Raw genomic sequence first — 12,065 nt, 5'->3', positions numbered from 1 at the left:
GTATGACCATTCTCGACACCCAACTCAATGCCCGCTCGGCGGACTTTCTGGCCAATGCCGCCGCCATGCGCACACTGGTGGATGACCTGCGCGCGCAGCTCGACAAGGTTGCCCAGGGCGGCGGTGAGGCGGCCCGCGCCAAGCACACGGCGCGGGGCAAGCTGCTGCCGCGCGAGCGCGTGCAGATGCTGCTGGACCCGGGAACGCCGTTCCTCGAACTGGCGCCGCTGGCCGCGCTCAACATGTACAACAACGACGCGCCCAGCGCGGGGCTCATTGCGGGCGTTGGCCGCGTGAGCGGCGTGGACTGCATGATCGTGTGCAACGACGCCACGGTGAAAGGCGGCACCTACTACCCGCTCACCGTCAAGAAGCACTTGCGCGCGCAGGAAGTGGCGCAGCAGAACCACCTGCCCTGCATCTACCTGGTGGACTCCGGCGGCGCCAACCTGCCCAATCAGGACGAAGTCTTTCCTGACCGCGACCACTTCGGCCGCATCTTCTTCAACCAGGCCAACATGAGCGCCATGGGCATCAGCCAGATTGCGGTGGTGATGGGCTCGTGCACGGCGGGCGGCGCCTATGTGCCTGCGATGAGCGACGAGTCCATCATCGTCAAAAACCAGGGCACCATCTTTTTGGGTGGCCCGCCGCTGGTCAAGGCCGCGACGGGCGAGGTCGTGACGGCCGAAGACCTTGGCGGCGGTGACGTGCACACCCGCCTGTCGGGTGTGGCCGACCACTTGGCGCAGAACGACATGCACGCGCTGCAACTGGCACGCAATGCAGTGCGCAATTTGAATAAAAACAAGCCGCAGGCGCCCGCAGATCATGCACCGGTAGCTCCTAAATTCGCAGCAGAAGAGCTGTACGGCGTGATCCCCGTGGACACGCGCAAGCCGTTCGATGTGCGCGAGATCATTGCGCGCATCGTGGACGGCAGCGAGTTCGACGAGTTCAAGGCGCGCTACGGCACCACGCTGGTAACGGGCTTTGCACGCATCGAAGGGATGATGGTCGGCATCATCGCCAACAACGGCATCCTGTTCAGCGAGTCGGCGCTCAAGGGTGCGCACTTCATCGAGCTGTGCTGCCAGCGCAAGATCCCGCTGGTGTTCCTGCAGAACATCACCGGCTTCATGGTGGGCCGCAAGTACGAGAACGAAGGCATCGCCCGCAACGGCGCCAAGATGGTGACGGCCGTGGCCACGGCCAGCGTGCCCAAGTTCACCATCATCATCGGCGGCAGCTTTGGCGCAGGCAACTATGGCATGTGCGGCCGCGCGTACTCGCCCCGCTTCCTGTGGATGTGGCCCAACGCGCGCATCAGCGTGATGGGCGGCGAGCAGGCCGCAGGCGTGCTGGCCACGGTGAAGCGCGACGGCATCGAAGGCAAGGGCGGCCAGTGGAGCATGGAGGAGGAGGAAGCCTTCAAGGCCCCCATCCGCCGTCAATACGAAGACCAGGGCCACCCCTACTACGCCACTGCGCGCTTGTGGGACGACGGCGTGATCGACCCGGCCGACACCCGCCGTGTGCTGGCGCTGGGGCTGGCCGCCACGCGCAATGCGCCGATCGAAGACACCAAGTTCGGCCTGTTCCGCATGTAAGGGGCTGCAGAGATGCGCGTGTCTTGTGGACTGTCTTGGGGTGTGGCGTTGGCGGTGCTGGCCAGTGCCGCGCATGCACGGGTGGTGGAGGAGCAGATCCATGTTCCCGTGCAGGTCAAAAACCCCTGGGGCAAGCAGATCGCCCAAGACATCCGCGTGACGGTCTGGTCCGACGACACCAACCCCCGGCCCGCGCCGATTGCACTCATCAACCACGGTCGCGCACCGGATGCGCAAGGCCGGGCCAGCCTGGGGCGGGCGCGTTATACCGATGCATCGCGTTACCTGCTGCGCCGTGGATTTGTGGTGGCCGTGCCGACCCGCGTGGGCTATGGCGTGAGCGGTGGCGAAGACGTGGAGGACACGGGGGCTTGCAACAACCGCAACTACGCGCCAGGGTTCGACGCCGCAGCCGTGCAAATCCTGGCCGCCCTGAACGCCGTGCGCCAGCGGCCGGACGTTGCACCCGACAGGGTGTTGGTGGTCGGGCAGTCGTTCGGTGGCGCCAGCACCGTGGCCCTGGCTGCGATGAATCCGCCCGGAGTGGTTGCGGCCGTCAACTTTGCAGGCGGCAGTGGCGGCGACCCTAAGGGCCGGCCCCAGAATCCCTGCTCGCAGCCAGCGCTGGAGCGCACTTTTCAGGCCTACGGTGCGCAGGCCAAGGTGCCCATGCTGTGGATCTACACCGAAAATGACATGTACTTCGGCCCCCAGTTGCCACGCCAGTGGCACGCTGCGTTCACCAAGGCGGGCGGCAAGGCGAGCTTTGTGCAGTTGCCGCCCCATGGCGAGGACGGGCATTCCCTCTTCACGCGTTTCCCGCAGGTGTGGCAGCCCGCAGTGTCCGAGTTTCTGGATGCGAACGGATTTCCCGCCGCCGTTGCGCGTTGACTTGTCTGCCATGACGTTCGCCATCTACCTCTCTCCTCGCAAGGCCTTCGCCGCGTTGGCTCTTGTTGTCGCCTGCGTTGGCGTCTGCACTGGCGCCGCATGGGCCCAGTCGCCCCCTGGAGAGCCTGCGGCGCTGCACCAGGTGGAGTTACCTTTGCCTTCGGGTACCGTGCTGCGTGCCCATTGGTGGCCAGCGCCCCAGCCATCATCCGCGCAGGCCAATGCGTCTGTACAGCCGGCCGTTCTGGCGCTGCATGGCTGTGGAGGCCTGTTTGCCAAGGCGGGTGTGCTGTCTTCCCGCTACCGTGAAACGGCCGAAACGCTGCACGCCGCAGGCTATGCCGTGCTGATGCCGGACAGTTTCGGATCGCGCGGGCTGCGTGATGTGTGCCAGACCCGTTACAGCGACCGCAGCCTGAACGTGAACGACCGCGTGCAAGACGCGCGCGCTGCCCTGGTGTGGCTGGCCGCACAGCCCGGCGTGGATGCGCGGCACATCGGCGTGATGGGCTGGTCCAACGGCGGCACCACCACGTTGAACTTGCTGGTGCAGCGGCTCATCCACCCGCGCGAGGGCGAGCCGACACTGGCCGGTGCGGCGGTCTTCTACCCCGGCTGCGGGCCCCTGCTCAAACACCAGGCCGTGGCAGAAAGTGTTCCGCTGCTGATGCAGCTGGGTGCGCTGGACGACTGGACCCCAGCCCAACCCTGCGTGGACTGGGCCGGCACGCTGAAGGCCCGCGCTGGCAGCGACGTGACGGTGCACGTGTACGAAAGCAGCTACCACGGCTTTGATGGCACCGCGCCCTTGCGCCTGCGCGGCGATGTGCCCAATGGCACGTCGGCCCATGGTGTGCACCAGGGCGGAAACCCCACAGCGCGCGTTCAGTCGCTGGCCGCGCTGCAATCCTTCTGGAAACGGGTGCTGGGCACCCCGACCGCGCCATGAACGCCACCGACCATTTCACCCAACTCGCACGCTACAACCAGTGGGCCACTGCTCGCCTGCTCGACGCAGTGGCGGAGGTACCAGGGGACGACTACCGGCGCGATGTGGGCCTGTTCTTCAAAAGTATCCACGGCACGCTCAACCACCTGCTGGTGGGCGAGCACCATCTGTGGTTCGTGCGCTTTGCCGAAGGCACCTCGCCCAAGGTGGCGCTGGACGCCGAGCTGGAACCCGACCGCGCGCAACTCGATGCCCGCCTGCGCGAAGGAGCGGCTCGCTGGGCACCGCTGATAGCTTCGTTCGCTCCTGGTCGTTGGAGCGGCACGCTCGACTACACCACCATGCGTGGCACGGCGGCATCGCTGCCGTTTGCGGCCACGCTGGCGCACGTGTTCAACCACGGAACGCACCACCGGGGTCAGATCACTGCGGCATTGACCGCGCTGGGCCAGCCCTGTCCCGAGCTGGACTTCGTCTACTTTCTGCAAAACCCGTCCAAGCCATGAGCAGCCAGAACCTTTCCATCACCCAAACCGGCGCCGTGGCGCGCATCACGCTCACGCAGCCTGAGATTCGCAACGCCTTCAGCGATGAGGTCATTGCCGAGATCACCGCCGCCTTCAAAGATGTGGGTGGGCGTGCCGATGTGCGTGCCGTGGTGCTCGCCGCAGAAGGCCCTGCCTTTTGCGCCGGTGCCAACCTCAACTGGATGCGCCGCATGGCCGACTACACGCGCGACGAAAACATCGCCGATGCAGGCAAGCTGGCCGAGATGCTGCGCGTGATCTACGAATGCCCCAAGCCCACGATTGCTCGCGTGCAGGGCGATGTATATGCAGGCGGCATGGGCTTGGTGGCCGCGTGCGACATGGCCGTGGCCGTGGACACGGCAGGCTTTTGCCTCAGCGAGGTGAAGCTGGGGCTCATCCCCGCCACCATCAGCCCCTATGTGATCCGTGCCATGGGCGCACGTGCTGCGCACCGGTACTTCCTCACCGCTGAGCGTTTTGGTGCGGCCGAAGCCTTGCGCATTGGCTTTGTGCATGAGGTCGTGGTGGCTGACCAGCTCGACGCCAAAGTGGACGAACTGCTCAAGGCCCTGACCAGCGCCAGCCCCAACGCTGTGCGCGTCTGCAAGAAGCTGGTGATGGATGTGGCAGAGCGGGAGATCAACGCGGGCCTCATCGCCGCCACGGTGCAGGGCATTGCCGACATCCGCGCCAGCGATGAGGGCAAGGAAGGCGTGCAGTCCTTCCTCAACAAGCGCAAACCCGCCTGGTTGGGCTGATCAGTACAAGCAGGCTATGGACACCCTCTGGTTCAACATCGTGCAGTGGCTCCACACGCTGGGGCTGCATGTGGATGGCGGCACCGCGCGCGCCGTGGGCGACGCGGCAGCCACAGCAACTGCGAAGCTCGACATGCCCAGCCTGCTGGCGCTGGCCGCCGCACTGGGCTGGGCCAGCGGGTTCCGGCTGTATGCCGTGGTGTTCCTGGTCGGCATGATGGGCGTGCTGGGCTGGATGCCCCTGCCGCCAGGCCTGGCCATGCTGCAGCACCCGCTGGTGCTGATGGTCAGCGGCTTCATGCTGATGGTGGAGTTTTTTGCCGACAAGGTGCCCTGGGTGGACAGCGCCTGGGATGCCATCCATGCCTTCATCCGCGTACCTGCGGGTGCTGCGTTGGCCTACGGCGTGTTCGGTGCCGACAACGCGACCATGGCCGTGGTGGCGGGACTGCTGGGCGGCTCGCTCTCTGCCACGGCCTTGGCCACCAAGATGACCACCCGCGCTGCCGTGAACACCTCGCCCGAGCCGTTTTCCAACTGGGGGCTGTCGTTCTTTGAAGACGGCCTGGTCGTGGCCGTGGTCTGGCTGGCCACGCAGCACCCGGTGGCCTTTGGCATCGCGCTGGTGGTGATGGTGGCGGTGTCGGTGCTGCTGCTGGTGGTGCTGTTCAAGTTTCTGCGCGCCGTCGTGCGGCGCTTGTCCTCTTTCTTTTCTGGTTCTGCCAAGGTGGCTTAAACATGTTCAACAAGATCCTTATTGCAAACCGTGGCGAGATCGCTTGCCGTGTCGCAGCGACCGCCAAGCGCCTGGGCGTGAAAACCGTCGCCGTGTACTCCGACGCCGACGCCGACGCTAAACACGTGGCCGTGTGCGACGAGGCCGTGCACATCGGCGGCAGCGCACCCAAGGACAGCTACCTGCGCTGGGAGCGCATCATTGAAGCGGCCAAGGCCACGGGCGCGCAGGCCATCCACCCTGGCTACGGTTTTCTGAGCGAGAACGAAGACTTCGCCAAGGCCTGTGCCGACGCGGGCCTGGTTTTCATTGGCCCCCCCGCCAGCGCCATCAATGCCATGGGGCTGAAGGCCGAGTCCAAGCGCCTCATGGAGCAGGCACAGGTGCCCCTGGTTCCCGGCTACCACGGTGCTGACCAGGACCCGGCGCTGCTGCAACGCGAGGCGGACCGTATTGGCTATCCCGTGCTCATCAAGGCCAGCGCCGGCGGCGGCGGCAAAGGCATGCGCGCCGTGGACAAGGCCGAGGACTTTGCGGCGGCGCTCGACTCCTGCAAGCGCGAGGCCATCAACAGCTTTGGTGACGACGCGGTGCTGGTCGAAAAGTACGTGCAGCGCCCGCGCCACATTGAGATCCAGGTGTTTGGCGATACGCACGGCAACTGCGTGTACTTGTTCGAGCGCGATTGCTCCGTGCAGCGCCGCCACCAGAAGGTGCTGGAAGAAGCGCCTGCGCCGGGCATGACGCCCGAGCTGCGCGCTCGCATGGGCGAGGCCGCTGTGGCCGCCGCCAAGGCTGTGAACTACGTGGGCGCGGGCACGGTGGAGTTCATCGTCGAGCAGCCCGGCGGCTACGACGCCCCCGAGCAGATGAAGTTCTACTTCATGGAGATGAACACCCGCCTGCAGGTGGAGCACCCTGTGACCGAGGCGATCACCGGCCTCGACCTGGTGGAGTGGCAGCTGCGTGTAGCGTCGGGCGAGCCCTTGCCGCTCCAGCAGCAAGACCTGCGCATCACAGGCCACGCCATCGAGGCCCGCATCTGTGCCGAGAACCCGGACAACAACTTCCTGCCCGCGACCGGTGCGCTCAATGTGTATGCGCTGCCCGATTGCGTGACGTTTGAAAGAGGCGCGGTGCGCGTGGATTCCGGCGTGCGACAGGGCGATGCGATCAGCCCGTTCTACGACTCCATGGTGGCCAAGCTCATCGTGCACGGCGACACGCGCGAACAGGCGTTGGCGCGGCTGGACGAGGCGCTGGCCCAGACCCACATCGTGGGCCTGGCAACCAACGTGCAGTTTTTGCGCCGCGTGGCACGCACCGATGCGTTTGCCCGCGCCAAGCTGGACACGGCGCTGATCCCGCGTGAGCAGGCTGTGTTGTTCCACCAGGAACCCGTGGGCTTGCCCCTGGCCGCTGCGGCGGCCGTGGCGCAGGCCTTGCTGAATGAGCGCACGAGCGAGGGCGTGGACCCGTTCAGCCGCCGCGACGGCTTTCACACGCATGGCGTGGTGCAGCGCCGGTTTGAATTTGAATTTGGCGGTGAACACGCCAAGGCGCTGCTGACTTACGAGCGCGGTGGCGGCTTGCACTTGAAGGTGGGCGAGGGCGACGCTGCCGTGTCCGGTTCGTTGGTCTTTGGCGCAGCGCCCCAGGGCGCCATCGAGTTGCAGTTCGCCGGCCAGCGCACGCGCGCTGCAGTGTACGCGCAGGGCGAGGTGGACCATGTGTTCACCCCGCTGGGCGCCACGCAGATCACCGCCATCGACCTGCTGGCCCACGCGGGCGAGGCAGCGGCTGAAGGCGGGCGCCTCACAGCCCCCATGCCCGGCAAGGTGGTGTCGTTTGCCGTGAAGGCGGGCGACAAGGTTGCCAAGGGGCAGCCGCTGGCGGTGATGGAGGCCATGAAGATGGAGCACACCATCGCCGCCCCAGCCGACGGCGTGGTGCAGGAGCTGCTTTACGCGCCAGGCGACCAGGTGACCGAGGGGGCAGAGCTGCTCAAGCTGGTAGCCGCCGACAAGGCCTGAGCCAAGTAGTGTCCCGAGTCGTCTGCAGGTGACAGCGCAGGGGGCCCAATGCGGCTACGCTTGGGCCCCATGAAAATCACCTTTTGCTGTACCGATGCCAAGCCCGAGCCCTGGCTCCAGGGCTTTTCCGCCGCGCTGCCCGGCGTTGAGATTTCTGTTTGGCAGCCCGGCGCCCCGCAGGCCGACTACGCCGTGGTCTGGGCACCACCCCAGCAGTTCATGGACGAACAGCCTGGCCTCAAGGCGCTCTTCAATATCGGCGCAGGGGTGGATGCCCTGCTCAAGCTGCGCCTGCCGCCCCAGGCCTTGGTGGTGCGGCTGGATGATGCGGGCATGGCGGTGCAGATGGCCGAGTACGTGTGCCACGCGGTCATCCGCCACTTCCGCGAGTTTGATGGCTATGAGGCCGACACCCAGGCGGGCCGCTGGGGCTACCGCAAGCCACGCCTGCGCAGCGACTATCCCATCGGTGTGATGGGCCTGGGCGTGCTGGGCGAGCGGGTTGCCAAGGCGCTGGCGCAGTTTGACTTTCCCATCAACGGCTGGAGCCGCAGCCCCAAGGCCATCGACGGCGTGCGCGGCTTTGCGGGCGCAGATCAATTCAATGACTTTCTGGCCGCGAGCCGCGTGCTGGTCAACCTGCTGCCCCTCACGCCTGATACGGCCAACGTGATCAACAAGGACACGCTGGGCCGCCTGTTGCCCGGCTGCTATGTGATCAATGTGGCGCGCGGCGCGCACCTGGTGGACGAAGACCTGGTGGCCGCCATCGACAGCGGCCATGTGGCTGGAGCCACGCTCGATGTGTTCCGCACCGAGCCGTTGCCCGCAGGCCATGCGTTCTGGACGCACCCACGCATCACCGTCACGCCCCACACTTCGGCGCGCACGCTGCGCGACGAGAGCATTGCCCAGATCGCACGCAAGATGGTGGCGCTGGAGCACGGCGAGGCGGTGGCGGGCATCGTGAACCCTGCCCGAGGCTACTGAAGCCGCCGGTCCACGCGCTCGCCAGCGTGGAGAATGGCGGGCATGAGCACCTCCACGTTCCGTCGTTTCTTTGGTCTTTTGGGCTGGATCCTCCTGGTGCCCAGCGCCTTGACCGCGCTGGGTGCGGCGTGGTTATTGGCCTCTGGCATGAACATGCTGGGCGACACGCACACCGCCAAGGGCCGGGTGGTGGCGCATGAAGAAATCATGACAGGCCCATCCCACCGCCGGGGGCTTGCCAAGAAAAGCATTGTGGAGTTTGTGGCGGGCGATGGGCGAACCTACAGTTTCACGGATTCGGTCGCACGCCAGCAGCAGGCCATCCACAAGGTGGGTGAGACGGTTTCGGTGCGCTACTCCGCCAAGGACCCGGCGCAGGCGGAAATCCGCAGTTCCACCACCGTGAAGATCGTGATCGGTGCAGTGATGCTGCTCTCCAGCGCCATCGGTATGGCAGTGGGCTGGCTGTTGCTGCGCTTGCGCCCCAGGTCTGTCGCATAGCCCTCTGTGCGCGGGCACAGAGGGTGTGCCTTTTCAATCCACTGTCACGCCGGCATCGCGCACCAGCTTGCCCAGTCGCTGCGCGTCGGCCTTGATGAGCGCCCCAAAGTCTGCCGCTGAGCCCCCCACCACGGGCGTGCCAATGGCTTCCCATTTGGTGCGGAAAGCGGGTTCCTTGAAGATCGCATTCACCGTGGCATTGAGCTTGTCGACGGTGGCTTGCGGGGTGCCAGCTCGCACCGCAATGCCATGCCAGCCGGTGATCTGGTAGCCCGCAATGCCGGCCTCCGCCATGGTGGGCACATTGGGCAGCACCTTGGCGCGTTCGCTGGATGTGACGGCCAGCGGAATGAGTTTGCCCGCCTGGATGTGGGGCAGGGAGCTACCGACGATGTCGAACATCACGTTCACCTGTCCGCCGATCAGGTCGTTGAGCGCGGGGCCAGCGCCACGGTAGGGGATGTGCCCCATCTTCACGCCCGCCGTGGTGTTGAACAGCTCGCCCGCCAAGTGCTGCGGTGTGCCGTTGCCGGCAGACGCGTAGCTCAGCACCGGCTTTCCGGCCTTGGCCATGGCCAGGAACTCGGCCAGTGTCTTGACGCCCAGCGAGGGGTGCACTTCAAGCACCAGCGGGAAGGCGGAGAGCTGGATCACCGGTGCCAGATCAGACAAGGGGTTGAAAGGCATGCTGGCGTACAGCGAGGAGTTGACCGCCATGGGGCCGCTGGCGGCCAGCAGCAACGTGTGGCCGTCGGCCGGGGCCTGCTTGGCCACCTCGGCGCTGCCGGTGTTGCCACCGGCGCCGCCCTTGTTGTCCACCACCACAGATACACCCAGGCGGCTTTGCAGCTCGGGCTGCAGCATGCGGGCCATCAGGTCGGTGGGTCCACCGGGCGGGTAGGGCACCACAAAGCGGATGGTCTTGCTCGGGAAGGCGGTGGCGGCCGTCTGCGCCGCAGCGTGACCTGCGATGCCCAGGGCCAGGGGCACGGCAAGGGCTGCGTGCAGCACGGCGCGCCGGGCGGCGCGATGCGTGGATGAGGAAAGGTGGCGGTGGTGCATGTCTGTCTCCTGTGGGGATGGATAAAGCCCGTCTGCTGCGGGTTGATGTCAATGAATGGGGAGCGCGATGGAGCGGTGCCGCTCAGCCTGCGCCAAAGCGCTGCCGGATGTCGGCGGCGGTGGCCAGTGGGCGACCCAGCGCGGCGGCCGCTTCGACGGCCTGGCGCACCAGCGCGGTGTTGTCGGGGGCCACGCTGCCGTCCTTGCACAGCAGGTTGTTTTCAAACCCCACGCGGGCGTGGCCGCCAAACACGGCAGCGGCGGCCACGCAGGCGTTTTCTGCGGCACCGAAGGCGCACACCGCCCAGGGCTCGTTGCCGTCATGGGCGTTCAGAAAAGGCAACAGGTCGCGCGGGCTGGAGGTCTGGCCCGCGCTGTAGCGGCCCAGCACAAACAGCAGGAACCAGGGTGCATCGGGCACCACGCCACTGGCGCGCAGCGCCTGCCAGCGGCACAGGTCGGCCACGTCATACAGGATGACCTGCACCATGGTGCGGCGCTGGGCCAGGCCGGTGAAGAAGCGCTGCAGCCCGGCCTCGCCAATCTCGGGCTTGTCGATTTCGCGCAGGCCGATGGACACGGCCTCGGGTTGCAGGGCTTCGACCATGGCGATCTGCGCCGGGGCCTGGTAGACGCCTGCGGCTTCGCTGGTGATCTGGATCACCATGGCATCGCCCACGGCCTGGCGCACCACGCGCTGGGCCTCGCGGTAGCCCTCCACGTCCAGGCTGTGGCGGCCTTGTGCGTCGCGGATGTGCATGTGCAGCATGGCCGCGCCTGCATCCAGGCAGGCTTTGGCCGTAGTGGCCAGCGTGGTGGGGGTGATGGGCACGGCGGGGTGGTCGGCGGGCTGTTTGTACGCGCCGTTGGGGGCCACGGTCACGATCAGCGGGTCGCCCCACTGGCTGGCAATGGTGGGTGATGCGGGCGATGCAATCATGCGCGGGCTCCGGTGGTCGTTGGGGTGTCCGTCTGTGACATATCGGTGGGGGGCTCGATGGTGGGCAGCTCGCTGGCAAGCAGGGCCAGGCCCTGGCGCAGCAGCGTGTCGTAGCGCGCGCGTTCGGCCTGCTTGCGGTCTTCGGGCCAGTCAAAAAAGCCCTTGCCCGTCTTCATGCCGAGCTCGCCCTGGGCCACCTTGTCGCGCAAGGCCTGGGCGGGTACGTCGGTGTTCGACAGCGTGGGGTACATGGTGGCTGCTGCTGCGGTGTGCACCTCGATGCCCGCGTGGTCGCGCTGCAGCACCGGCCCCGCCGCCAGAAAGCGGAAGCCGAAGCCAAAGCGCACGGCGGCGTCCACGTCTTCGGGCGAGGCAATGCCTTCGTCGATGAGTGCAAAGGCCTCGCGCGAGAGCGCGTGCTGCATGCGGTTGGCCAGAAAGCCGGGCTTGTCCTTCTTGACCAGCACCGGCACGCTGCCGCAGCCGCGCATGAAGGCGTGCAGCCAGGTGCCCAGGGCCGGGTCGCTGCGCTCGCCCAGCACCACCTCCACCAGGGGCACCAGGTGGGCGGGCATGAAGAAGTGCAGGCCCAGCATGCGCTGCGCCGTGGCCAGCCCCTGGGCGATGGCACTGATGGGAAAACCCGAGCTGTTGCTGGCCAGCACGGCGTTGGGGGGCGCCACGGTTTCCAGCTCGGCAAACAGCTTTTGTTTGGCTGCCAGTTGCTCTGTGATGCATTCCACCACCAGCACCACGCCCCTCCAGTCCACATCCTGCAGGCTGGCGCACACCTGCACCGGGCCGGCGTGGGTAGCTTGGCCTGCGGCGGCCAGCTCCTGCGCAATGTGCGGCCGCAAGTGTTCGCGGCGGGCGGCGTGGGGGTCCACCACCGTGACCTGTGCGCCACCACGGGCCAGGACCACGGCCACATCGGCCCCCATGGTGCCTCCGCCTACCACCACGGTGCGCGCGCTGCGCGGCGAACTGTTCTCCATCGTGTCTCCTTGTTGCTCTCAATCTGTTCAAGCGGTGTGCTTGCGTCGAATTCAGTCTAGGGGGCTCGCA

General features: G+C 66.6%; 12 protein-coding genes. 9 read left to right on the top strand and 3 right to left on the bottom strand.

Features of this window, described 5'->3' with window-relative positions; all coding sequences use genetic code 11:
* Positions 1 to 2 precede the first annotated feature (2 nt).
* The 9 genes from N4G42_RS20930 (at position 3) to N4G42_RS20890 (ending at position 8,998) form a co-directional block, all read left to right on the top strand.
* Positions 3 to 1,610 (top strand): carboxyl transferase domain-containing protein, encoded by a 1,608-nt coding sequence (locus N4G42_RS20930; protein ID WP_146869715.1) that lies wholly within the window; start codon positions 3 to 5, stop codon positions 1,608 to 1,610.
* A gap of 18 nt (positions 1,611 to 1,628) precedes the next feature.
* Complete coding sequence (locus N4G42_RS20925; protein ID WP_409557852.1) at positions 1,629 to 2,501, top strand: alpha/beta hydrolase family protein; 873 nt, start codon at positions 1,629 to 1,631, stop codon at positions 2,499 to 2,501.
* A 10-nt stretch (positions 2,502 to 2,511) separates the two neighbouring features.
* On the top strand, positions 2,512 to 3,450 hold the full coding sequence (locus N4G42_RS20920; protein ID WP_260668570.1) for a dienelactone hydrolase family protein: 939 nt from the start codon (positions 2,512 to 2,514) through the stop codon (positions 3,448 to 3,450).
* Entirely contained in the window at positions 3,447 to 3,956 is a 510-nt protein-coding gene (locus N4G42_RS20915; protein WP_056057839.1) for a DinB family protein, read from the top strand. The genes N4G42_RS20920 and N4G42_RS20915 overlap by 4 nt, the downstream gene beginning before the upstream one ends.
* Positions 3,953 to 4,738 carry an enoyl-CoA hydratase/isomerase family protein gene (locus tag N4G42_RS20910; protein WP_056057841.1) on the top strand — a complete coding sequence of 262 codons (786 nt, stop codon included), beginning with the start codon at positions 3,953 to 3,955 and terminating at the stop codon, positions 4,736 to 4,738. The genes N4G42_RS20915 and N4G42_RS20910 overlap by 4 nt, the downstream gene beginning before the upstream one ends.
* A gap of 16 nt (positions 4,739 to 4,754) precedes the next feature.
* Positions 4,755 to 5,474, top strand: a complete 720-nt coding sequence (locus N4G42_RS20905) for a DUF4126 domain-containing protein (RefSeq protein WP_056057844.1) — start codon at positions 4,755 to 4,757, stop codon at positions 5,472 to 5,474.
* A gap of 2 nt (positions 5,475 to 5,476) precedes the next feature.
* Positions 5,477 to 7,507, top strand: a complete 2,031-nt coding sequence (locus N4G42_RS20900) for an acetyl/propionyl/methylcrotonyl-CoA carboxylase subunit alpha (protein ID WP_260668569.1) — start codon at positions 5,477 to 5,479, stop codon at positions 7,505 to 7,507.
* 69 nt (positions 7,508 to 7,576) lie between these two features.
* The gene (locus tag N4G42_RS20895) at positions 7,577 to 8,497 is read left to right on the top strand and encodes a 2-hydroxyacid dehydrogenase (protein WP_218301622.1); all 921 of its coding nucleotides are present in this window, start codon (positions 7,577 to 7,579) and stop codon (positions 8,495 to 8,497) included.
* Between the two features lie 42 nt (positions 8,498 to 8,539).
* Positions 8,540 to 8,998, top strand: a complete 459-nt coding sequence (locus N4G42_RS20890; RefSeq protein WP_218301623.1) for a DUF3592 domain-containing protein — start codon at positions 8,540 to 8,542, stop codon at positions 8,996 to 8,998.
* Positions 8,999 to 9,031: 33 nt separating this feature from the next.
* Here the strand turns inward: N4G42_RS20890 and N4G42_RS20885 are convergent, their stop codons facing one another.
* The 3 genes from N4G42_RS20885 to N4G42_RS20875 form a co-directional block, all read right to left on the bottom strand.
* The gene (locus N4G42_RS20885; RefSeq protein ID WP_260668568.1) at positions 9,032 to 10,060 is read right to left on the bottom strand and encodes a tripartite tricarboxylate transporter substrate binding protein; all 1,029 of its coding nucleotides are present in this window, start codon (positions 10,058 to 10,060) and stop codon (positions 9,032 to 9,034) included.
* An 82-nt stretch (positions 10,061 to 10,142) separates the two neighbouring features.
* Complete coding sequence (locus tag N4G42_RS20880) at positions 10,143 to 11,000, bottom strand: 3-keto-5-aminohexanoate cleavage protein (protein ID WP_260668567.1); 858 nt, start codon at positions 10,998 to 11,000, stop codon at positions 10,143 to 10,145.
* Positions 10,997 to 11,995 carry a 3-hydroxyacyl-CoA dehydrogenase family protein gene (locus N4G42_RS20875; RefSeq protein WP_260668566.1) on the bottom strand — a complete coding sequence of 333 codons (999 nt, stop codon included), beginning with the start codon at positions 11,993 to 11,995 and terminating at the stop codon, positions 10,997 to 10,999. The genes N4G42_RS20880 and N4G42_RS20875 overlap by 4 nt, the downstream gene beginning before the upstream one ends.
* Positions 11,996 to 12,065: the final 70 nt, after the last annotated feature.

This window comes from Acidovorax sp. K2F (assembly GCF_025246485.1).
Classification (GTDB): domain Bacteria; phylum Pseudomonadota; class Gammaproteobacteria; order Burkholderiales; family Burkholderiaceae_C; genus Acidovorax; species Acidovorax delafieldii.
Note: the sequence above shows the minus strand (reverse complement) of the source record. Positions and strands in the feature narration are given on the sequence as shown.